The sequence below is a fragment of the Bacteroides mediterraneensis genome, from assembly GCF_025993685.1.
GTDB lineage: Bacteria > Bacteroidota > Bacteroidia > Bacteroidales > Bacteroidaceae > Phocaeicola > Phocaeicola mediterraneensis_A.
In genome coordinates this window covers 2974250-2998263 of sequence record NZ_DAJPEN010000001.1, presented here as the reverse complement: position 1 = coordinate 2998263, position 24014 = coordinate 2974250, and the positions used below count along the sequence as shown (strand labels likewise).

General features: G+C 41.9%; 18 protein-coding genes and 2 tRNA genes. 16 read left to right on the top strand and 4 right to left on the bottom strand.

What is annotated here, in order from left to right; translation table 11 throughout:
- The first annotated feature begins 212 nt into the window (after nt 1-212).
- On the top strand, nt 213-953 hold the full coding sequence (locus tag OIM59_RS12855; protein ID WP_299169640.1) for an NADPH-dependent oxidoreductase: 741 nt from the start codon (nt 213-215) through the stop codon (nt 951-953).
- Between the two features lie 54 nt (nt 954-1007).
- On the opposite strand, the gene dnaA is transcribed toward OIM59_RS12855, so the two are convergent.
- The 3 genes from dnaA to OIM59_RS12840 form a co-directional block, all read right to left on the bottom strand.
- A complete protein-coding gene (gene dnaA, locus OIM59_RS12850) occupies nt 1008-2423 on the bottom strand; it encodes a chromosomal replication initiator protein DnaA (RefSeq protein ID WP_299169642.1) in 1416 nt (471 codons plus the stop codon).
- A 434-nt stretch (nt 2424-2857) separates the two neighbouring features.
- On the bottom strand, nt 2858-3745 hold the full coding sequence (locus OIM59_RS12845) for an MlaD family protein (protein WP_299169644.1): 888 nt from the start codon (nt 3743-3745) through the stop codon (nt 2858-2860).
- Nucleotides 3746-3770: 25 nt separating this feature from the next.
- A complete protein-coding gene (locus OIM59_RS12840; RefSeq protein ID WP_303897118.1) occupies nt 3771-4964 on the bottom strand; it encodes an N-acetylmuramoyl-L-alanine amidase in 1194 nt (397 codons plus the stop codon).
- Between the two features lie 166 nt (nt 4965-5130).
- Between OIM59_RS12840 and folD the strand changes: the two genes are divergently transcribed.
- The 3 genes from folD to OIM59_RS12825 all read left to right on the top strand — a co-directional run bounded on the left by folD (nt 5131) and on the right by OIM59_RS12825 (nt 6279).
- Nucleotides 5131-6009 (top strand): bifunctional methylenetetrahydrofolate dehydrogenase/methenyltetrahydrofolate cyclohydrolase FolD, encoded by an 879-nt coding sequence (gene folD, locus OIM59_RS12835; protein ID WP_299169648.1) that lies wholly within the window; start codon nt 5131-5133, stop codon nt 6007-6009.
- Nucleotides 6010-6097: 88 nt separating this feature from the next.
- Nucleotides 6098-6171, top strand: a tRNA-His gene (locus OIM59_RS12830).
- 34 nt (nt 6172-6205) lie between these two features.
- Nucleotides 6206-6279 (top strand) — tRNA-His (locus tag OIM59_RS12825).
- 226 nt (nt 6280-6505) lie between these two features.
- On the opposite strand, the gene gdhA is transcribed toward OIM59_RS12825, so the two are convergent.
- Nucleotides 6506-7843 carry an NADP-specific glutamate dehydrogenase gene (gene gdhA, locus OIM59_RS12820; protein ID WP_303897117.1) on the bottom strand — a complete coding sequence of 446 codons (1338 nt, stop codon included), beginning with the start codon at nt 7841-7843 and terminating at the stop codon, nt 6506-6508.
- 210 nt (nt 7844-8053) lie between these two features.
- On the opposite strand from gdhA, the gene OIM59_RS12815 reads away from it, so the two are divergent.
- The 12 genes from OIM59_RS12815 (at nt 8054) to OIM59_RS12760 (ending at nt 24012) form a co-directional block, all read left to right on the top strand.
- Entirely contained in the window at nt 8054-11020 is a 2967-nt protein-coding gene (locus OIM59_RS12815) for a PEP/pyruvate-binding domain-containing protein (RefSeq protein WP_299169652.1), read from the top strand.
- Between the two features lie 189 nt (nt 11021-11209).
- Nucleotides 11210-12424 (top strand): site-specific integrase, encoded by a 1215-nt coding sequence (locus OIM59_RS12810; RefSeq protein ID WP_303897113.1) that lies wholly within the window; start codon nt 11210-11212, stop codon nt 12422-12424.
- Between the two features lie 842 nt (nt 12425-13266).
- Nucleotides 13267-13797, top strand: a complete 531-nt coding sequence (locus tag OIM59_RS12805; protein WP_303898233.1) for a UpxY family transcription antiterminator — start codon at nt 13267-13269, stop codon at nt 13795-13797.
- 15 nt (nt 13798-13812) lie between these two features.
- Nucleotides 13813-14937, top strand: a complete 1125-nt coding sequence (locus tag OIM59_RS12800; RefSeq protein WP_303897111.1) for a Coenzyme F420 hydrogenase/dehydrogenase, beta subunit C-terminal domain — start codon at nt 13813-13815, stop codon at nt 14935-14937.
- Nucleotides 14938-14939: 2 nt separating this feature from the next.
- Nucleotides 14940-16478: a hypothetical protein gene (locus OIM59_RS12795; protein ID WP_303897109.1), complete on the top strand. Its 1539-nt coding sequence runs from the start codon at nt 14940-14942 to the stop codon at nt 16476-16478.
- A gap of 4 nt (nt 16479-16482) precedes the next feature.
- Nucleotides 16483-17604 (top strand): polysaccharide pyruvyl transferase family protein, encoded by a 1122-nt coding sequence (locus tag OIM59_RS12790; protein ID WP_303897107.1) that lies wholly within the window; start codon nt 16483-16485, stop codon nt 17602-17604.
- 111 nt (nt 17605-17715) lie between these two features.
- Nucleotides 17716-18705, top strand: a complete 990-nt coding sequence (locus OIM59_RS12785; protein ID WP_303897106.1) for an acyltransferase — start codon at nt 17716-17718, stop codon at nt 18703-18705.
- Nucleotides 18706-18833: 128 nt separating this feature from the next.
- A complete protein-coding gene (locus OIM59_RS12780; RefSeq protein WP_303897104.1) occupies nt 18834-19697 on the top strand; it encodes a beta-1,6-N-acetylglucosaminyltransferase in 864 nt (287 codons plus the stop codon).
- A 5-nt stretch (nt 19698-19702) separates the two neighbouring features.
- The gene (locus OIM59_RS12775; RefSeq protein WP_303897102.1) at nt 19703-20677 is read left to right on the top strand and encodes a glycosyltransferase family 2 protein; all 975 of its coding nucleotides are present in this window, start codon (nt 19703-19705) and stop codon (nt 20675-20677) included.
- 67 nt (nt 20678-20744) lie between these two features.
- Nucleotides 20745-21716, top strand: coding sequence for a glycosyl transferase family 2 (locus OIM59_RS12770; protein ID WP_303897100.1), 972 nt, complete (start codon nt 20745-20747; stop codon nt 21714-21716).
- Nucleotide 21717: 1 nt separating this feature from the next.
- Nucleotides 21718-22857, top strand: coding sequence for an acyltransferase (locus OIM59_RS12765; RefSeq protein WP_303897098.1), 1140 nt, complete (start codon nt 21718-21720; stop codon nt 22855-22857).
- A 27-nt stretch (nt 22858-22884) separates the two neighbouring features.
- Nucleotides 22885-24012 (top strand): glycosyltransferase, encoded by a 1128-nt coding sequence (locus OIM59_RS12760; protein ID WP_303897097.1) that lies wholly within the window; start codon nt 22885-22887, stop codon nt 24010-24012.
- The last annotated feature ends 2 nt before the right edge of the window (nt 24013-24014 follow it).

The following is a 24014-nucleotide window of genomic DNA, read 5'->3' as shown; positions in this document are numbered from 1 at the left end:
AAAAAGAAAGAAGTTATCAACAATGTGGATGGTTTTCTGTTTTAAAAAGATATATATTTGATAATTAGTGTGTTGTGAAAATTGATGTATTGAAAAGTTTTCCATTTTGGAAAACTTTGTGATTTTCAGGCTGTTTTCTTATACCTTATAAAAATAGGGATTCTCGCCAATTCTTGTTACCTTTGTGCATTATCATATAAAGCCGATATATTATGGAATCAATAAAGAACAGACGGACCATTCGCAAGTATAAACAGGAAGACATTCCTGCTGAGTTGCTGAATGAATTGTTGGAAGAAGCGTTCCGCGCTTCCACTATGGGAAATATGCAGTTGTATAGTGTGGTGGTAACCAGAGACGCGAAAATGAAGGAGCGTCTGGCGCCTGCCCATTTCAACCAGCCGATGGTGACTTCGGCTCCGGTCGTGCTCACGTTCTGTGCCGATTTTAACCGCTTCAGCAAGTGGTGTGAACAGCGGAAGGCCGTGCCGGGCTATAATAATCTGATTTCTTTCCTGAATGCAGCGAGCGACACCCTGCTGGTGACGCAGAATTTCTGCACTTTGGCCGAAGAGAAAGGGTTGGGCATCTGCTATCTGGGGACCACTATCTATAATCCCGACCAGATTGTTGATTTGCTGCACCTGCCGAAGCTCGTGGTGCCCGTGGCTACCATTACGGTGGGTTACCCCGATGAATGTCCGGAACAGCCCGACCGTCTGCCCATCCGGGGAATTATCCACGAGGAGCAGTATCATGACTATACCCCTTCCGAAATTGACGATATCTATGCCTATAAGGAAAGCCTGCCGGAAAACAAACATTTTGTAGAAATCAACCATACGGAAACGCTGGCTCAGATTTTCACGGATATCCGTTACAAAAAGTCCGACAACGAATACATGTCGGAAGGTCTGAAGAAAGTGCTGAAGCGTCAGGGCTTCGATGATTGACCAGACAGCCGGCATAAAAAAAACAGGTGGCCTGATTTGAAGCCACCTGTTTTTTTATCTCATTCGAAGACTCATTTCTATTTCTTCGATTTCTGCCTTAAATGCTTTGTCCACGTCCACCTGGTCTTTTACAATCTTGCATGCGTGCAACACCGTGGCATGGTCCTTGTTTCCGATGAGCTGGCCGATTTTGGAAGAAGATGTATCCGTATGTTTCTTTGCCAGATACATCGCCACCTGTCTCACTTGTACCACTTCCCGTTTGCGCGTCTTGGTGTGGATAGCCGTCTCGTCTATCTTGTAATGTTCGCATACCTTCGTGATGATATCGCTCACCGTCATCGGCTTGCTTTCTGCGCATTTCACCGCCTTTCTCACAATGTGCTGTGCCAGGTCGAGGTCAATTTCACGCTTGAACAAGATAGATTGCGCCAGCAGCGAATTGACGATACCTTCCAGTTCACGCACGCTTTCGTTCACGCTTTCCGCGATGTAGCTGATAACCGATTCCGGAATCACCAGTCCGTCGCGTTTGATTTTGTTGCGCAGGATGTTTTTCCGGAGTTCGATGTCCGGTTTCTCCAGTTCGGCCACCAAGCCCCATTTGAAACGGGTGAGCAAGCGGTCTTCCATACCTTGCAGCATCACGGGCGCGCGGTCGGAAGTCAGAATCAGCTGCTTTCCGTTCTGGTGAAGGTGGTTGAAAATGTGGAAGAATGTGTTCTGCGTTTTGGTTACCCCTGCAAATTCCTGTATGTCATCAATGATCAGCACGTCGATTGTCTGGTAGAAGCTAATGAAGTCATTGAAGTGATTGGTTCGCACGGAGTCTGTATACTGCACCTGGAAAAGATGGGCAGATACATACAGCACACGTTTTTCCGGATACAATTCCTTGATTCTTGTACCAATGGCATTGATAAGATGAGTTTTACCTACCCCCGACGGGCCGTAGATAAACAAAGGGTTGAAAGTGCGCGCCGGATTCTGCGCCACGGTTTCCGCCACCGTTCTGGAGAACTCGTTGCTGTTTCCTTTGATGAAATTCTCAAAGTTGTAGTTCGGGTTCAGGTGCGGGTCCAGATCCTGCGGGGCCGGAGCCTGCAACGGATTGGGCGCCTTGTTTGCATTGTACACAGGAGCCTGTTCCGGCAATGCAGAAGAGCGTTTGGTCCCTTCTATATTGACAGTGATATGGTTGGTCTTATCGGTCAGGATAGAGTACATCAACTCCGTGCCTTCACCTATTTCCTTATAGATGGCGGCGCGCAGCAGTCCCACGTACTTTTCTTCCAGGTATTCATAGAAGAAAGGACTTGGGACGCCGATTGTCAATGCCTTCTCTGTATCCTCATATTTTAAAGGTACGATAGGCTCAAACCATGTTTTAAAAGCCGTAGCATTCACGTTGTCCTTGATGAATGCCAGACAACGGTTCCACAATGCAACGGCTTGGTTATGTTCAATCATACGTGCGTTGTTATTAATAAAGCGAAACTTCTACGCTTGCAAATTTCGTAATGAAATTTCAGAAAAACAAATGCCTTTTTCCTTGCTTTTTATCTTGATAAATTAAGGCATTGATAAATAGGTAGTTATGGATTTGTTAAATATTTGATAAGGAGAAATTCTATTGTAAAATTATAAATTTCTATTTATCAGATGTTTATGGTCTAACCCATTCGGTGGAATGTCTCCTTGTACGAATCTGCTTGTCTTTGAGAATTAGGGTGTTGCGGCTTTCCCGGAACATGCGGAGTCTTGTTCTTATTATTTAGATTATTTCTATATAGTGTAATTCCCGGGAAATCTCAGACTGGCAAAGTAAATGCTTCGTTTTCAAACAGACACAGGAAGGCAGTTGCTTTGTGCGTGCCTTCCTGTGCCTGTAAAGAGGAGATATCTTATTTGTCTTTTTTCCCGAACAGGGAGAAGTGTACATACCGCTTCGGATGCTCCTGCAAGTCTTTCAGCAGAGAAGCCGCGTTGGCCGAGGTCGCATTCAGGTTGTGGTACAACGCATCGTCGTTCAGGAGAAGCCCGATGGAGTTGTCCTTGCTGCTCAGCTTCTCGGTCAGCATGTGCACATTCTGGAGAGTGGAATCCACCTTCTGGAAAGTCGCTGCATAGTCAATGCCTTTCAGGTTCTCACTGATGCCTTTCAAGTTTTCCGTGATGGTGGTGACATTGCTTGTCAGTTGCGGGATATCCTTGCTCATCAGGCTGTGCAGCTGCGTGCTGGTCGCATTGAGCGAGGCCGTCAGCTTTTCCGCATTGTGCAGCGTGTTTTTTAAGGCGGGGTCGGCCAGCAGCTGGTTCAATGAGCCCAGAATGGAGTCCAGTTTAGGCATCATCTGTTCCACCTTCGGCAGCAGGTCCTGTTCGGCCTTGCCCAGGATACCCATATTGGCTGTGCCTTCAATCGTATCTCCAGGGGTCAGAAAAGTGGTCGATTCATGTTTGAGCAGCATGTTCATCTTGACGGTGCCCAGCATTTCGGTCACCAGTTCCGCCTTGCTGCCGGCCGGGATACGCATGTCCTGGTCCACTTCAATGCCTACCACCACATGGCCCGGCTTCTGGTAATTGTATTGAAGGTCGCGTACGATACCTATCTTGTAGCCGTTGGCAAATACCGGACTCGACTGTGCCAGCCCGTTCACATCGGTAAAATCCACATAATAATAGCTTTCCGGCTTGAACATGCTGATTCCTTTCAGGTAGTTGATGCCAAAAAAGAGAATCAACAATGCGCCGATTCCTGCTAATCCGATTTTTACTTCTTTCTTCATATAGTTTACTTTACTTCTTTTTTTATTATCTGTTTCGTTTGAATTCCCGTATGGCCTGGTTGATGTTGACTTTCTGTCCGTCTTTAAACGCTATGATAAACGCATCCTTGAATTTGCTGTCCACTTTGTTGCGTTTCAGGCGGAGAATCTTGTTGTAGTTCGTGTCGGCCCCGTAAGTATATTTTATGATGCCGTTCTCTCTGTAGCTGTCTACAGGGCTGAGTCCCTTGAACAGTTTGCTTCTGGAAGGCAGTTTGCGGTCGGAAGTCAATATCTGTATTTTGAAGACCGGCTTTCCCGCTACGCTGGCTGCTGCCATGTCCTGCTTGGGGGGAGCCTGTGTGCGTACAGCCTGTGCCTGCGGTTGCGGTGCTGCGGCTGTTTCCTCTTCTGCCGGTGTTGGCATGCTTTCCGGTTCGGCAGCCAGCTGTGCGGACGAAACCTTTCCTCCCTTGTAATTCAGAAATGCCCGGTAGATACTTTTGGCCAAGGTTGAACTGCCCTGTTCCGACATCAGGTAAGCTTCTTCCGTAGGATTGGTGATGTATCCCAGCTCAATCAGCACACTCGGCATGGACGTGGCGCGCAACACCAGGAATCCGGCCTGATGCACCCCTTTGTCCGTGCGGTTGGCATTCCGGAAACACTTCTGGACAGAGGTGGCGAAGCTGACACTCTGTGCCATGTTCTTGTCTTGCAGAAACTCGAAGATGATGTAGCTTTCCGAGGAGTTCGGGTTGAATCCGGCATACCGCTGCTTGTAGTCGTCTTCGATGAGGATTACCGCATTCTCTTTCTTGGCCACTTCCAGGTTCTCCTGCGTGCGGTGCAGTCCGAGGGTATAAGTCTCCGTACCGCTGACGCTCCTGTTTCTGGAAGCCACCGAATTGGTATGGATGGAGATAAAGAGGTCGGCCTTCGCGTCATTGGCTATTTCAGCTCTTCTGTGCAAGGGGACGAACACATCTCTTTCGCGGGTATAGACCACACGCGTGTCCGGACAGTTCTGCCTGATCAGCCTTCCCAGTTTGAGTGCTACGCTCAGGTTGATGTTTTTTTCCTTTCCTCTCCGTCCTATGGCTCCGGGGTCATTTCCCCCGTGTCCGGCGTCAATCACGACGGTGAAGCGAGTTTCGGCGGCATGCGTTTGGGGGAATGAACTGAAAGCCAGCAGCAGGCTTACGGCAATGAACAGTATGTCGAATTTTCTCCTTTGCATAATTATAATAACGTGGCAAAGTTAATATTTTTTATCGACTAGCTTTCCTGTTGGCCGTAAGAATTATTCCACTGCTGTAATAATTGCTATAAAAACCGAAAAATAAGCAGGTCTTTGCCTTAAATTTCCTACATTTGTATAAATCATAAAATAGAAAGGAGTATTTATGACATTAATTGACGGAAAAGCCGTTTCAGAGCAAGTGAAACAGGAAATCGCTGCCGAAGTGGCCGATATTGTGGCAAAAGGAGGCAAGCGTCCTCATCTGGCTGCCATTCTGGTGGGCCATGATGGAGGCAGTGAAACGTATGTGGCTGCAAAAGTCAAGGCATGCGAAGTGTGTGGGTTCAAGTCCACCCTGATTCGTTACGAGTCGGATGTGACGGAAGAAGAACTTTTGTCGAAGGTGCGTGAACTGAATGCCGATGCCGATGTGGACGGTTTTATCGTGCAACTTCCGTTGCCGCCCCATATTTCAGAGCAGAAAGTGATAGAGACCATCGACTACCGGAAAGACGTCGACGGTTTCCACCCCATCAATGTAGGCCGTTTGTCCATCGGGTTGCCATGCTATATTTCGGCCACTCCCAATGGCATCATGGAACTTCTGCGCCGTTACCAGATTGAGACGCGGGGAAAGAAATGCGTCATTCTGGGCCGGAGCAATATCGTAGGAAAGCCGATGGCCATGCTGATGATGCAGAAGTCCGTGCCGGGCGACGCCACCGTGACCGTATGCCATAGCCGGAGCAAGGACCTGGTGAAGGAATGTCGGGAAGCCGATATCCTGATTGCCGCGATGGGCCAGCCCAATTTTGTAAAGGCCGACATGGTGAAAGAAGGAGCCGTGGTGATAGACGTAGGTACCACCCGTGTGCCCGATGCCTCCAAGAAATCAGGCTTTAAGCTGACGGGCGACGTGAAGTTCGACGAAGTGGCACCCAAGTGCTCTTACATTACGCCGGTGCCCGGTGGAGTAGGGCCGATGACCATTGTTTCTTTGATGAAGAATACGCTGTTGGCAGGTAAAAAAGCGATATATTGAGATTTTAGGTGATTTTTTCGAAGAAATGTTTGCAGTTTCGAAAAAATCATCTACCTTTGCAATCGCTTTTGAAAAGGAAGCCAACATGGTGACTATAGTTCAGTTGGTTAGAGCGTCAGATTGTGGTTCTGAATGTCGTGGGTTCGAGTCCCACTAGTCACCCTCCTTCATTTTTAACGTTTTTCATACCAACATGGTGACTATAGTTCAGTTGGTTAGAGCGTCAGATTGTGGTTCTGAATGTCGTGGGTTCGAGTCCCACTAGTCACCCCTTAAAGAGGTCTTGCATGAGCAAGGCCTTTTTTTGTATCCTTTCTCTTCTTGCAAAAACAAAAAAATGCGCTATCAGACCTTCACAGGCTGGATAGCGCAAGCTACAATACAAAATACAAATACAACTAAACGAGATTTTGTGCTAAAAATTAAAGCCTTCAAATATACGGTAAAATTTTAGACTTTACTTTTTCTGCTAGGGTTATTTAAAGATTCTTAATGCTTATACGATTCCTTGAGCTATCATTGCATGAGCCACCTTCATGAATCCGGCAATGTTGGCACCCTTCACGTAATTGATATAACCGTCGCTTTCCGTACCATACTTCACGCACTGTTCGTGAATGTTGTGCATAATCTGGTGCAACTTCTCGTCCACTTCCTGTGCGGTCCAGCTCAGGTGCATGGCGTTCTGGCTCATTTCCAGTCCGGAGGTAGCCACACCGCCCGCATTGACAGCCTTGCCCGGCGCATACATCATCTTGTGTTCGATGAACGCGTCGATGGCTTCCGGCGTACATCCCATGTTGGAGATTTCGCCCACGCAGAGCACCTGGTTCTTGATGAGATGCTGCGCATCTTCGCCGTCCAGTTCGTTCTGGGTAGCACACGGCAGGGCGATGTCCACTTTCACCTCCCATGGGCGGCGTTCCGGCACGAAGGTAGCTCCCGGGAATTTCTCCGCATACGGTTCCACGATGTCGTTGCCCGAAGCACGCAGTTCCAGCATGTAGTCAATCTTTTCACCCTGGATGCCGTCCGGGTCATAAATGTAACCGTCCGGTCCGGAGATGGTCACTACTTTTGCCCCCAGCTGGGTAGCCTTGGTAGCAGCTCCCCATGCCACGTTGCCGAAACCGGAGATGGCCACCGTCTTTCCCTTTATATCAATTCCTTTTGCATCCAGCATGTGTTTCACGAAATACAAGCCTCCGAAGCCCGTAGCTTCCGGACGGATCAGCGAACCGCCGAATTCCAGTCCCTTGCCCGTGAACGTTCCGGTAAACTCGCGCGTCAGTTTCTTGTACATGCCGAACATGTAGCCCACTTCGCGTCCGCCCACGCCGATGTCGCCTGCCGGCACGTCCATGTCCGGACCCAGATGGCGCCACAATTCCAGCATGAAAGCCTGGCAGAAACGCATGATTTCCGCATTGCTCTTTCCGCGCGGAGAGAAGTCGGAACCTCCCTTTCCGCCACCCATCGGCAGCGTGGTCAGCGCATTCTTGAAAGTCTGTTCAAATCCCAGGAATTTCAGGATGGACAGGTTGACCGATGCATGGAAACGGATACCCCCCTTGTACGGGCCGATGGCGTTGTTGAACTGCACGCGGTAGCCCAGGTTGGTCTGCACTTCCCCCTTGTCGTCCACCCATGTGACGCGGAAGGTGAAAATACGGTCGGGTTCTACCAGCCGTTCGATGATTTTAGCCTTTTCAAATTCGGGATGCTGGTTGTAAATATCTTCGATGGAAAGCAATACTTCTCTCACTGCCTGAAGGTACTCGGATTCACCTGGATGCTTGGCTTCCAGAGATGACATGATCTTATTAATATCCATAATCAAATAATTTAAGGTCTGACAAAATGAAATATTTTGTACATGCAAAGATAGGAATTTAACTGTACTGACAAAGCTTTTTCCCGGATTTTTCGTGTGTCGGCTTGAATTTTGATAGTTTTTCACCAACGCTCAAGAAAGATTTGCAAAAATCGCGTGAATTTCCGATTTTTGTTTTTATAAACAAGAACAAGCCTAAAACAAGATACCATGCTAAACAACTTGAGAATTAAACTCCGGCAGCTTTATTTCAAGGATACGCAGTTTGCCAACCTGATGACAAAGCGTATTTTCAACGTCCTGCTGGTGGCCAATCCGTACGACGCGTTCATGCTCGAAGACGACGGCCGCATCGATGAGAAGATTTTTAATGAATACATGAACCTGAGCCTTCGCTATCCGCCCCGTTTCACCCAGGTGTCTACGGGAGAGGAAGCCTGGGAGCAGTTGCGCAACACCATGTTCGACCTGGTCATCTGCATGCCGGGTTCCGACAACAGCGACACCTTCGACATCGCCCGCGACATCAAGCGGGAGTATCCCCATCTGCCGCTGGTGGTGCTGACTCCTTTTTCGCATGGCATCAAGGAACGGATGGAACACGAGGACCTGAGCATCTTCGAATACGTGTTCTGCTGGCTGGGAAATACCGACCTGCTGGTGTCCATCATCAAGCTGATTGAGGACAAGATGAACCTGGAGCACGACATCAAGGAAATCGGCGTGCAGATGATTCTGCTCGTGGAAGACTCCATCCGCTTCTATTCGTCCGTGCTGCCCAATCTCTACAAGTTCGTGCTCCGCCAGAGCCAGGAGTTTGCCACTGAAGCCCTGAACGAGCACCAGCGTACGCTGCGCATGCGCGGTCGTCCTAAAATCGTGCTGGCCCGTTCGTACGAGGAAGCCATGGACCTGTATAACAAGTACCAGAACAACATGCTGGGCGTCATTTCCGATGCCCGTTTCCCCCGTGGAGGCGTGAACGACCCGGAGGCAGGGGTGAGTTTCCTGCGTGAGATACGCAGGCACGACCCGTTCATCCCGCTGATTCTGCAGTCGGCCGAAGAAAGCAACCGCCAGTATGCCCCCGAACTGGATGCCGTGTTCATCGACAAGAACTCCAAGAAGATGAACATCGACCTGCGCGAAGCCGTGTCCGACAACTTCGGTTTCGGCGACTTCATCTTCCGCGACCCCCATACCCTGAAGGAAGTGGCCCGCATCCATAACCTGAAAGAACTGCAGAACGTGATTTTCGCCATTCCGGCCGAATCCTTCCTCTACCACATCAGCCGCAACCACATCTCGCGCTGGCTGTATTCGCGTGCCATCTTCCCGGTGGCCGAGTTCCTGAAACAGATTACGTGGGAATCCCTTCAGGACATCGACGCACACCGGCAGATTATTTTCGAAGCCATCGTGAAATACCGCAAGATGAAAAACCAGGGTGTGGTGGCCGTGTTCCAGCGCGACCGTTTCGACCGCTATTCCAATTTTGCCCGCATCGGCGACGGCTCTTTGGGAGGCAAGGGGCGCGGACTGGCCTTTATCGACAACATGGTGAAGCGCCATGCCGAGTTCGACGAGTTTGAAAACGCCTCGGTCATGATTCCGAAAACCGTGGTGCTCTGTACCGACGTGTTCGATGAGTTCATGGACTCCAACCAGCTGTATCAGATAGCCTTGAGCGATGCCGCCGACGACGTGATTCTGCAGGCTTTCCTCCGGGCCAAGCTCCCCGACAGTCTGGTGGAAGACTTTTTCGCCTTCTTCGATGCCGTCAAGGCCCCCATTGCCATCCGTTCGTCCAGCCTGCTGGAAGACTCCCACTACCAGCCGTTTGCCGGCATCTATTCCACCTACATGATTCCCTATCTGGACGACAAGTACGAAATGCTCCGCATGCTGAGCGATGCCATCAAGGGCGTGTATGCTTCCGTCTATTATAAGGACAGCAAGGCCTACATGCAAGCCACCAGCAACGTCATCGACCAGGAAAAGATGGCCGTCATCCTTCAGGAAGTGGTCGGCACCCAGTATGGCGACCGCTACTATCCGGCCATATCCGGTGTGGCCCGCTCCATCAACTATTATCCCATCAACGACGAACTGGCCGAAGAAGGCACGGTGAGCCTGGCACTGGGACTCGGGAAATACATTGTCGACGGCGGCCTCACCTTGCGCGTCTGTCCGTACCACCCCACGCAGGTGCTCCAGACCAGCGAGATGGAAATCGCCTTGCGCGAGACACAGACCCGCTTCTATGCCCTCGACCTGAAGAACCTGGGGCAGAACTTCTCGCTCGACGACGGGTTCAACCTGCTGAAGCTCCATGTGAAAGATGCCGAAGCCGACGGCGCTCTGAACTTCATCGCCTCCACCTACGACCCGTATGACATGGTGATACGCGACGGCATCTATCCCGGCGGGCGCAAGCTCATCACCTTTGCCAACATCCTCCAGCACGACGTCTTCCCCTTGGCCCGCATCCTCCAGCTCGTGCAGAAATACGGTCAGGGCGAAATGCGCCGTCCGGTGGAAATCGAGTTTGCCGTCAATCTGGACGCGCGTACCAAGAGCGGCGTGTTCTATCTGCTGCAAATCCGTCCGATGGTCGATGTGAAAGCCGGGCTCGACGAAGACTTGACTCTGGTGCCGGAAGAAAAGCTCCTGCTCAAGAGCGAAAACTCGTTGGGACACGGTGTGATGGACGACCTGCAGGACGTCATCTATGTGAAGACCGAAGGCTATTCCGCCTCCAACAACCAGCTGATAGCCTACGACATCGAGAAGCTCAACCGCCGCTTCCTCGACGAAGGCAAGCATTACATCCTGGTAGGTCCCGGACGGTGGGGCAGCAGCGACACCTGGCTCGGCATACCGGTGAAATGGCCGAACATCTCGGCGGCCCGCATCATCGTGGAAGCCGGGCTGACCAACTACCGGGTAGACCCCAGTCAGGGCACCCATTTCTTCCAGAACCTGACATCCTTCGGGGTGGGCTATTTCACCATCAATGCCTATATGAACGACGGTATCTACAATCAGGCATTGCTCGACAGCATGCCCGCCGTGGAAGAAACGAAATTCCTCCGCTGGGTACGGTTTGAGAAGCCGCTTTCCGTCAAGATGGACGGCAAGAAAAAGCTGGGTGTGGTCGAATTGCCGGAAAGTTGAGTAAATTGGCAAGTTGAACAAACAGAATCGTTTTTTTGTTTGTTCATCAGTGGAATACAAATTATACATTCAGGTGCAGGGGCAAGTCTAGACTTAGAGAAGTCAAGGCTTGCCCAATTATTTTATTGCTATTACTAATGGTTATTTTTTGAGAAATTGTAATTAACAAAAAAAAGTACTAAGGAAAGTATGAAAAGAACATCCATCAAGCTAAAATTTAGGGCATCAGTGGATCCACGAAAGGCCGGTTCACTGATATTTCAGTTGATTCGTGGACGTAAGGTCCGCAGAATCAAGAGTGAATATAAGATTTACAAGGAGGAATGGGACGATACTGCCGGACGGATTGCATTGGCGACCTCCGACCCATCCCGATGTGGCCAGTTGCATGTCATACGTTATAATGTGGAATGGGAGCTCAGGCGTCTCGGAAAGATAATCGATACGTTTGAGCGTTCCGGAAAAGAATGGAACCTCGACCTGGTGATACGGAAATACAATCCCTATATAAATAAGGAATACAGTGTGTTCCATTTCATCCGGGGCCAGATTCTGCGTAAAAAGCAATTGGGGAAGATACGTTCCAGCGAGACCTACCAGGCCACTCTCAACAGCTTCATGAATTTCAGGCAAGGGGTCGATTTGACCTTCGACATGTTCGATTCGGAGTTGATGGAACTTTATGAGGCGGAATTGCGGAGGCGGGGAGTCGTGCGGAACACCAGTTCCTTCTATCTGCGCATATTGCGTACGAACTACAAGCTGGCGGTAGAAAAAGGGCTTACGCAAGATTGCCATCCCTTCAAGCACGTGTATTGCGGCATGGACAAAACGGTGAAGCGATGCCTGTCGTTCGACGAGATAAAAAAGATGAAAGAGCTGGACTTGTCCCTCAAGCCGGCTTTGGATTTTGCCCGCGACATGTTTATTTTCAGTTTTTGCACGCGCGGCATGTCGTTTGTGGACATGGCCTATCTCAAAAAGACTGATTTGAAAAACGGCTACCTCATTTATCGCCGGAAAAAGACCGGCCAGCTGCTCACCATAGAGTGGACCCGGCAGATGCAGTCGCTCATAGACAAGTACAAGGTCAATTCCACCCGGTATCTTCTTCCCCTGATTGTCCGTGAAGACGGCAGCGAACGCCGTCAGTATCAGAATCAGATGATGAAGATAAACCGCAGCCTGAAGGAGGTTGCCTCTCTCATGCGTTTGTCTGTCCCTTTATCCTTGTATTATAGCCGTCACAGTTGGGCCACAATAGCCAGAGGGAAATCCATACCTCTGTCTGTCATCAGTGAAGGGTTGGGGCACGATTCGGAAGCCACTACGCAAATTTACCTGGATTCCATCAAGTCGGAAGAGGTGGACAGGGCCAACCGGAAAATCCTGAGAGACCTTTAAATGCTTGTGTATAAATGGGATATCTCCTAAGATGAGACAGTCTTCATCGCGGCAAAGATAGGAAATTAAATTTATATTCAAGTATTTTTAAATCTTTATTTCATTCATAATTTATACATTTTTCGAACGCCTCACGTTCGTTAATGGAGGCTGTACCGTCACATCTGATTTCTGACAAGATTCCCGCCATTGATTCGGTCTGACCAATGGCGGGAACCTGTTTCTGCCTTTTCAGAAAATCCTTTTTCTTCCTATCTATTTCCTTGAATCTATAAGAAAATTCTCTGTCCCACACTGTGAAATATATATCCCACAGTGTGAGATTTGTATTTCACACTGTGGGATATAAAAACCACACTATGGGACAGAGATTATCCCATGAAGTTTTAAAAAATTCGTTTATTGAGTTTGGATAATTGAATGGCTGTAAATTAAGTTCTAGTTAGTTGTATATTTTGTAGATAAACATTAGTTCTATGTGTCAGTTTTATATTTGTATTCAAAAGAATCCTGATTTGTTGACCAAAATAGTTGGTCTGAAATGCTTAATTATTTGATATTTAATGCTTAATTGATAGTCCATTATCTCATCTTAGGAGATAATCTTTATGATTGCAAAAGAGAGAATCTCATTCTTGCTCATGAAATGGAGAAGATTGGGAGAAAATGTGAGGGGAGGAATATTATTTTTCTGATAAGGTGTGTTGTAACTGCTTGTTGTTTAGCGATTTATTACAGCTTGCAGGATTAGAGAGTATACCCCATATTGAACTATGAAAGACTTCTGTCAGCCTGGTCAGGGCAATCCACAAACCAATGATTTGCAGTCGTCTACAGACACAATGACATTGCCTCAATGGTTCGTCATGCGCGACTTGAAGAGGAGCAATGCCAAGTGTCCGGCATATAAACTGCTGGATGAGTTGAATATCAGGTTTTTTACGCCTATGGTGTGGAAAACTGTTGTTCGTCGTGGCAAGCGGATTCCCCAGCTGGTTCCTTTCATGCAAGATTTGTTGTTCGTTTACGATTCACGCAAGACTCTCGACCCTATCGTGGAGCAGATACCCACTCTTCAATATCGCTTTGTCAGAGGTGGGATGCGCATGCCCATGACGGTGAGAACGGAGGAGATGGAACGTTTCATAAAGGCGGTAAGCACCATGAGTGCTCCTTGCTTTTATACTCCGGAGGAAATAAAGCCTTCCATGATTGGCAAGAAGGTGAGAATCGTGGGCGGCCCTTTGGATGGCTACGAAGGATATTTGCAGAAGATACAGGGAGCGCATGTAAAACATCTTTTCGTGGAACTGCCTAATCTCCTGACGGCAGCCGTGGAGGTGTCTCCTGAATATATTCAAGTGTTGAAATAAAAATTTCTGTTCCAGATGTCTGTTTCTGGTAAAAAAAAAGCTGCATGTTGCGGATGCAATGCCTGTGCGGAAATTTGTCCGAAGCATTGTATCCGAATGGTGGAAGATGCACAAGGATTTGTCTATCCACAAGTAGATTCGTCTGTTTGTGTGGAATGTGGCATGTGTGAAAAGGTATGTCCGTTTGAGGTTGCTAATTTATCTTTACGCCCACCTTTGAAGGCGTATGCAGCTTGGAATAAAAATAGAAAGGAACATTTATCGAGTTCTTCAGGTGGAGCAGCCTACGTATTTTCGTCATATATTTTAAATCAAGGTGGTGTTGTGTATGGCTGTACTTCTGATGGAATAGATGTTCGCCATATTCGAGTGGAAAGCCATTCTGAATTGTCAAAACTTCAAGGTTCCAAATATGTACAGAGTAATGTCTGTGGTTTGTTCAAGGAGGTAAAGAATGACTTAAAAAATGGGAAAACGGTTTTGTTTATTGGGACTCCATGTCAAGTAGCCGGATTGAAAAATTATATAAAGCATATCCCGGAGCACCTGCATCTTGTAGACTTAATCTGTCATGGCGTTCCTTCACAAAAGATGCTGCATGATCATATCAAACATGTGGCAAAAGGGCAAAAGATTCAACGCATCTCTTTTCGTAAGGGAAATAGTTTCATTATTTCTTTTAAAGCGCTAAATTTTAGTCACAATGCAGATGTGTGGGAAGAACCTTATAAGGATTTGTATATGAAAGGATTTATGGATGGAATGACTTATCGGTCAAGTTGTTACCAATGTCCTTTCGCATGTCCTTCAAGAGTTTCTGATATGACCATTGGTGATTTTTGGGGATTAAAAAATGCAGAACTTCTTCCAAAAGAATCCAAAGATGGTATAAGTCTGCTTTTACCGATGACGGATAAAGGACTCAATCTGATTCATGCTGTAGAAAACAATATGTATATTTGTGAACGAAGTGTGGATGAAGCTGTAAATGGGAATACCCAATTAAGACATCCTTCTCTTCAGGGGCGTAGATCGCGCTTGTTTAATATTATATATCCAATATTATCATTCGATACGGCTATGAATATCGTCTTAGCTGACCATAAGGCTATTTGGAAACTCAAAAATCGTAATTTGTAAAAATGTCTGTAGAAACAAATAAAAGAATAGTCAAGAATACGATCTTTCTGTACATCAGGACCTTCGTATCGATGATTATTTCGCTATACACATCCCGTAAAATTCTCGAAGCCTTAGGCGTATCAGATTTTGGTATTTACAATGTTGTGGGTGGTGTAATCACCATGCTTACATTCCTGAATAGTTCGATGTCGGTAGCTACACAACGTTTTCTGACAGTTGAACTAGGTAAAAAAGATAGGGGAAACTACAATCGGATTTTCAACATGACGGTGTTGATACACATAGGGCTCGCAGCTCTGGTGTTAATAGCAGCAGAAACGGTAGGCCTATGGTTCGTCAATACTTATTTGAATATACCTGCCGGGCGTATGTCCGCAGCAAATTGGGTATATCAGGCTTCTGTACTGTCTACCATACTCAGTATTTTGCAGACTCCTTATCATGCGTCGATTGTGTCACATGAGCACATGCATATTTATGCTTATGTAGGTCTTGGAGAATCGTTTGGAAAACTCTTTCTCGTATTTCTGCTGATTGTATATCCTTATGACCGCCTTATCTTTTGGGGATTCATCATGTTTTTCTTCCAATTCCTAATGGCAATTATCTACCGTGTATATTGTATCCGACAATTTCCAGAATGTAAATTGCGTTTGAAATGGGACAGTTCTGTCTTCAATTCCATGCTGAGATTTACAGGTTGGAATATGTTTGGAACTGTTGCATATCTATTGAAAGATCAAGGAGTAAACGTTTTAATGAATATGTTTGGTGGCCCGGTTGCCAATGCTGCAAGAGGTGTTTCATATCAGATTTCCGGTGCAGTACAAGGGCTTACAGGAGGATTCCAAAGTGCAGTGAATCCACAAATTACAAAGAGGTATGCTGCCAATGATTCAGAAGGTACATGCAGACTATTATGTGAAAGTTCCAAAATATCCTATTTTTTGCTGTTCATTATCGCTTTACCGGTGATGATGGAAGCTGACTTCATTCTGAATTTATGGTTGGTGGAAGTGCCGCCTATGGCACCTTTATTTACGCGAATTATTCTCATTGAATCTTTATTGACTACTCTTGGAAATCCGATGATTACATCACTAATGGCTACAGGTGATATCAAATGGTATCAAATTGTTGTGGGCTCATCGTTGCTGTTCATCGTTCCCATAGCCTATATATTCTTAAAAGTCGGATTTCCCATAGAAACAGCATTGATTGTTTCAGCCTTGTTCCTTTTTTTAGGAGATGTACTAAGAATCATATTTTGTAAAAAACAAATTGGTCTTTCGTTACGATTATATGGATTGAAAGTTGTATTGCCAATTACTATTGTGACAATTTTATCTGTCATACTACCCGGGGTAATCCATTATAACCTGTCTGAGGGATGGACACGGCTTATTCTTTCAACCGTCGTTTCTTGTCTAATTGTAGCAATTTTGATTTATACAATAGGCTTGACGGCAATCGAACGTAACTTTATAATTACGGGTATAGTATCAAGAATAAAGAGAACTTTTTATCAAGCAGATTAATTATATGAAAAAGGTAGGAATCATTACATTCCATGCAGCTCATAATTACGGTTCCATGCTTCAGGCATACGCCTTACAACAAGTTGTTTTGGGGATGGGTTATGATTGTGAAATCATTAATTTTAGAAGCGTTGCGCAAAAAGAGATGTATAAGCCGATATTTATGTGTGGTACACTTTATGGTAAGTGTGTTCGTTTTATAATTCAGGCACCTTATGCATTGGATATATTAAAGAAGCATCGACTGTTTGAACGGTTTTTAAGAGAAGATTTGATTTTATCTTCTAAGGAATATAATACATTAAAAGATTTGGAAAAAGAAAATTTTAATTATGATTATTACATATCTGGAAGTGATCAAATTTGGAATACATATACTATTGATTTTAATTATGCTTATTTTTTACCTTTTGTTAAATCTGGAAAACGTATAGCTTATGCTCCTAGTATGGGATCTCATTTTGGCCTTGATAAGTTTGGGAATCTTGATAGAATCTCGGATTTCTTAAAAAAATATGATGCTCTTAGTGTTCGAGAAGCAGCTGGGTCTAAATATATAGAAAGTCTCATAAATAAACCTGTCACGACTGTATTGGATCCAACATTGTTGCTTGATGCTCAAATATATAATAAATTGATTCGCAATAAGCCCTTAATTAAAGGAGAATATATTTTCATCTATTCTCCGAATTATAATGAACGTGTATATGAAATGGCTTATAAATTAGGGAAGAAGTATAACAAAAAGGTTGTTATCTCACAAGGCCTCAGAACAAAAGAAGAAATGTTGAAATGGGGTAGAAAACTCAAAACATATACGGCAGTTGGACCTAAAGAATTCCTTAATTTGTGTAAGAATGCTTTTATCATTTGCTGTGATTCTTTTCATGCGGTTATATTTTCTATTCTTTTCAAAAAATGTTTTTTTGTTTTTGATGGTATGAATGATAATCGCATTTCAAATCTGTTACAGATAACGGATTTACAAGATCGAAGCTTCTTATTATCGGATGATTATTTATCAGCTCCATTGTGTATAGATTACAAGAATGCTATGTCTAACTTAGACCTTGAACGTAGAAAAAGCAGAGATTGGCTAATGGAAAAAATGGATATATGTAAATGATGGTTTGATTAAAATAATGATTGAAATATTCGTTTGCTAGTTAAAGACCATCTTTATAGTGATAACAATTTTTTCTACCATATATACGAAATATATCAATAAAAAATATAAATGAGAAACTTACAAGTTTCATATTTCAGAGTAGGAGCAATGATGATTGTTATTATTTATCATTGCTTATGTTATTATGGGGTATGGGCAGATTCTCCAATAACAAATCCTATTTATGTAGGATTATGTAAATTTATGAATTCTATAGATATGCCTGTGTTTTTTATTATTTCAGGCTTCCTTTATGCAGATAAATTATTAAATACAGGAAAATATAATAACTCGAAAGATTTTCTAAAGAAAAAGGTTAAAAGATTACTTATACCATATTTATTCTGGGGAATAGCCATAAATATTTTATTTATAAATAGATATCATTTTATATCCATGTTGGATGGACTTTCTCATCTTTGGTTCTTATTAACATTACTGGTGATTTTTATTATTGTACATTTAATGAGAAAAAAATGGATTGTAATGAAAATTTCTTCATTGTGTATTCTTATTTTTATACTTTTATTGATAACTCCACTTCGTATACTTATTCCATTTGATTTTCTAAGCATAAAACAAATATTGCAATATTTACCATACTTTTTTATTGGAATAATTTTTTCACGTTCTAAAGCATCAATGCAAACCTTATTAGTTAAAAAAAATAAACTGTTAATGCTTCCTTTATTGTGTGGCGTGAGCCTCTCTATATTCTTATGTTTTTATACAAGTAACATTCATTTTATAAATACTATCAGCAAATATATTATTATTCCTTTTCTTTCAATTATTATCATTTCATCTTCTTGGATATTATGTCAACGCATAAATTTTAAAGAAGTTGGTATAATTAGAAGTTTAGATAAAAATTCTATGGGTATTTATATTATTCATCATATTCTTATCATTGCTGCAATTAGTAATACGCAATTGTCTGTAATAATTGGAACACATTATATTGTCTCGCCTATTTTATTGTTTCTTATAGGTACTCTAGCATCATGGAAGATAAGTTCATTGATGAAAAAATATAAATTTAGTTCATACTATATATGATATAAGGTATGTAATAAAATATTTGCCATAACCATTATAAACAATATTTTAGCTGTAGTAATTAAAAATAGAATAGTATATAGTTATTTTATTGTTGCCCGTATTGATATATTGTCTAAAATATTTTAATGAAACATGCTTTTCTTATAATCGCTCACAACGAGTTAAGAATATTGAATATACTCTTGACTATGTTAGATGATTCAAGAAACGATATCTACCTTCATTTGGATAAAAAATGGAAACTGAATATTCAGAACTTGCATTATCCCCAAAAGGCGCAACTTTTTCTTATAGAAAAAAGGATGGATATTCGATGGGGGGACATATCATTAATAAAACTTGAATTCAGACTATTTCGGATGGCGTTTGCTAATGGCCCTTACTTATATTATCATTTGCTCTCAGGTGTAGACTTGCCTATCAAGTCCCAAGATTATATTCATGAATTCTTTCAAAAGAACTATGGAAAAGAATTTGTCGGTTTTGCTCAAGGTGAAGATAATAAAATTGACTGCTATAATAAAGTAATGAAGTTCCATCTATTCTCAAGACATTTTCAGAGCTCTAACAAATTACTAGTACATAGCCGAATTTGGCTAGAACGTATATTAAATAAGATTCTTACAAGGAATTCATCGATAACCTTTAAAAAAGGAGCACAATGGGTCAGCTTCACCAATGGATGTTGCCAATATATACTGAGTAAAGAAAAAAGCATCTTAAAAAGATTCAAATATACAAAATGTGGTGATGAGATTTTTCTTCAAACTTTGGTCTATAATTCTCCCTTTTATGAAAGATGCTACAATGTATGCGATGAGTATATAGGCAACCAAAGGGAAATAGACTGGAAAAGAGGAAATCCCTATAATTGGACGATAGAAGACAAAGATTTCCTATCACACAGCAATAAACTTTTTGCAAGAAAGATTATTGGAAAAAATATAGATCTGGCTTTATACATACAAAAATTATTCTGCAATAACTGATAAAGATGAATCCTCTAATTTCTATTATTGTTCCTGTTTATAATTCAGAAAAGACTCTTGACCGATGTATTAATAGCATTCTAGAACAGACTTTCCAGAATTGGGAATTGTTGCTGATAAATGACGGTAGTACAGACCGGTCCAGAGAAATTTGTGATGAATATACTTTAAAAGATAAAAGAATTAAGACTATCCATAAAGAAAATGGAGGTGTGTCGTCTGCCCGCAACAAGGGTATAAAATGTTCCAAGGGTGATTATATTTTAATGTTGGATAGTGATGATTCTTTAGAACTCAATACTTGTGAGAGCCTTATGATAATGTCCGAAGAAAAAAAAGCAGATTGTATTGTATTTGGATTTAAACAAAGTAGTGGAAGTATATGGACTGCAAGCGAAAATAAAGATTATAATTCTGTTTCGGACTTTAAAAAAGATTTTAGCTATTGGTTGTCTACAGAACTTTTAAGTTCTTCTGTTAATAAGTTGTATAAGAAAAGTTTGATACGGCATTTATATCCTGAGAATATATCATTTGGGGAAGATTTGATTTTTTGCTTGTCTTATTTAAAGCAATGTCATAGTATTTCTTTTATAACAGATACTTTCTATCTTCATAATAATTTGAATACAAATTCTATTTGTCATACATTTTCGGAACATAGAATTCTTGAAATAGAGCTTTGGCAGACAGCTGTTCTTGATTATATAGGTAATGATTTAGATGAAAAGTTGTACCGAAAATATCTAAAGGACATTCTATTTTATGTTAAAGGACTTTATGGTTGTGAATTTATATCCTATTCTGAGAAAAAAAATATTTTGAATAAATGGAGTGAAGGGTCATATTTTTTTAAGAAGAATATACCATCTCCTAATAATAGGATCGATGACTTTATATTTTTTTGCTTAAAAAATAAGATTTGGTATCTTCCCTATCTTATGTTAAAACTCAAACATGTATTTGAAAGACGGTTTTGAGTTTCTATAATTATAGTAATAAAAAAATGTTGATTCATTTTTTATAATTATTGTTAAATAAACAAGAATGTACTCGGCTGTAATAAGAACACTAGGAAGGGGAGGAGAATATTATCAGAAAACATTGAATTCACTTATAGGACAAACTTTGCCCCCTTTATCTATAATTGTGTATATAGCAGAAGGTTATCCATTGCCATCAGAAACGGTAGGAGTGGAACGTTATATTTATGTAAAAAAGGGAATGGTTGCTCAACGGGCATTACCTTATAATGAGGTTAATACTGAGTTCATTTTGTTTCTAGATGATGATGTTTATTTACCTCCCACAAGCGTCGAGACCTTATACCGTGAGCTTCAACAATATAAAGGAGATGTTATATCTCCGTATGTCTTCTATAATCATAAGAAGTCGATAAAAGAGAAAATCCGACTGTCTGTTTTTGGACGTGAGGTATGCCGTTTGTTTGGTAACAGATGGGGATTTAAGGTGTTGCCAACGGCTGGCTTTTCATATATAAATAACCCGAAAAAAGCGGTATATGAATCTCAAACTAATGCAGGTCCATGTTTTTTATGCAGAAAAGAAGATTTTCTGAATATTAAATATGAAGACGAATTATGGTTAGACGAGACACCGTATGCTTTTCCTGATGATCAGGTGATGTTTTACAAAATGTATCTAAATGGTCTTAAGATTCTTACATCTTATGATTCAGAAATAGTTCATCTTGATGCTGGTTCTTCAACTGGAGGAAGTGTGGATAGAACATGTAAAGTTATTTATTCTGAGTACAGAAACAAAATCATCTTTTGGCATCGTTTTATATTTATGCCGGAAAAGAATATAATTAAGAAGATGTGGTCTGTGTTTGCAATATTTTATACTTATGGAATACAGACATTAAAATTTTCTATAAATGCTATAATGGGAAATAAAGAATCTTTTAAGGCTTTCACTAATGGAACAAAAGCAGCTTTGTTATATTTAAAAGATATGGAATATAAGAAACTAAAAATAATTGTAAAGAGGAAATAAAATGGCAGAAAGAAATATACAATCGAGATGTCTTGATTTTATGAGATTTCCACTTGCTGTGTTTGTTGTGACAGTTCATGTATTTAATAATAATAAAGTTATTATCGGAGGTCATACATTTAATCCTGCTAATATAAGTATCTTTGGAGATGTAATGTTATTTATTGAATCTTTTATCAGAGGAATCAGTGTCCCGGTGTTCTTTTTTATTTCTGGTTATGTATTCTTTTATGGAATAGATGATTTCACAAAACAAAGATATATTAAAAAACTTCGTAATAGAATAAAAACATTATTGATTCCATATTTGATTTGGAATTTTATGGAAATCGTTGTAGGACTTATAAAATGCTTTTATGGTGGCAATGGCTTTGCAACATATAAAACAACATTAAATTTGACACTGGAAAATCTATTGTCAAGTTTTTGGGCTTATAATGGACATTTATTCATTTCTGTTCCAAATAATACTACAGAAGCAGCAACATTTTTAAGTGGTGATCCTATAAATACTCCACTATGGTTTGTTCGTGATTTGATGATAGTTGCTTTATTTTCACCAGTATTGTATTATTTAATTCGTCGTGCAAAGTTTTATTTTGTTTTGGTATTAGCTGCCATTTGGCTTTTCCCAACTTTGCGTTTCGGGTCATACGGCTTTTCAGAGGCTTTTTTGTTTTTCACATTGGGAGCCTATCTCTGTATTAATAAAAGAGACATCATATTTCAACAAAAAACGCTTAAATTATTGTCTATATTGGTTTATCCAATATCATCCATCTTATACTTTTATGTAGTAAAGAACGGATATCATGAATGGACTTTCGGACTAAAAACTATTAGTATCTTAGGCTTTTTGTTTTTTGCATATAATTTATCCAAGTGGTTGTTAGAGCATGGAGTAAAACATAGTGCTTTTTTATCTTCTGCATGTTTCTTTATCTACATTAGTCATGTATTGATAACTCAAAGGGTGACAAAATTGATGTATATGATTTTACGTCCCAGTAGTGATTATAGTTATGTTCTTGTATATATATTAAGTGTGGGTGTGACAGTCGGCTCGTTGTTAATACTTTATGAGCTGATGAAAAAATATATCCCGTCGGTTCTTACCTTTGTTACGGGAAGAAGACTGTAGGAATTTATTAATCGAGTTGTTAAAATAATGAGACGTATTCTTTTTCTTATGCCTGCCATGCTAAATGGAGGAGCGGAGAAAGTTCTTATAGACATTCTGAAGCATTTTGATTACACTAAATATAATGTGTCTCTCTTGCTTGAATGTAAGGAAGGACCATATATCAATGATATACCGGATGAAGTGGAACTGATATATTTGCATAAGAAGAATCTGTGGATAGAGCGACTTTATAGGTATATGATTATGCTGCATTGTAAATGGCTTGTATATCAGATTCTGTGTCGCTTACCTTTATTATGGAGTTTGAGAGGACGCCATTTTGACACCATTGTTTCTTTTATGGAAGGAATGGCTGTAAGGATGCATTCTTACATATCTGATAAGGCAGATAGAAATATATCCTGGGTGCATATTGACTTTAAAAAGAAACATTGGTCTCTTGATTTTTTTAGCAATGAGCAAGATGAGTATGAATGTTACCAGAAGATGGATAAAATCATATTCGTATCGCGGGATGCAAAAGACCGATTTAAGGAGATATATAAATTTGAAGATCATAAATTAGAGGTAGTCTATAATCTGATTGATTGTGATGAGATTAAAAAGCTTGCAGATTCAAAAATTGTAGAGAAGAAAAAGTTCACCATTTGTATGGTTGGGCGATTAAATCAGCAGAAACGGTATGACCGAGCTATTGAGGCTATAAGCCTGCTTAAGGCTGAACATTATGATTTTGAATTGTGGATTTTAGGTAGTGGTGAGTTAGAGACCGATTTACGTAAAAAGGTACAAGATAGGAATCTCACAAATGTGGTTTCTTTTAAAGGATTTATCAAACCTGTTTATCCCTATTTAAAAGTAGCAGACTTATTGCTAAACACTTCTGAATCTGAAGGTTATCCCTTAACAATATGCGAAGCCTTGTGTTTGGGGCGTCCTGTTGTTGCAACGAATATTACAGGTGCCAATGAAATTATTTCAGCCTCTGGCGCCGGTATTTTGGTTGATGAAACCCCGGTCAGCATTTATAAAGGTCTTAAACGAATCATGGATGATACGGCTTTAAGAAAAGAATATTCAGAAAAAGCCATAAAATATTCACGGTCGTTTAGTGTGCAAGAGTCTATGCAACGTATATATAATTTAATCTGATT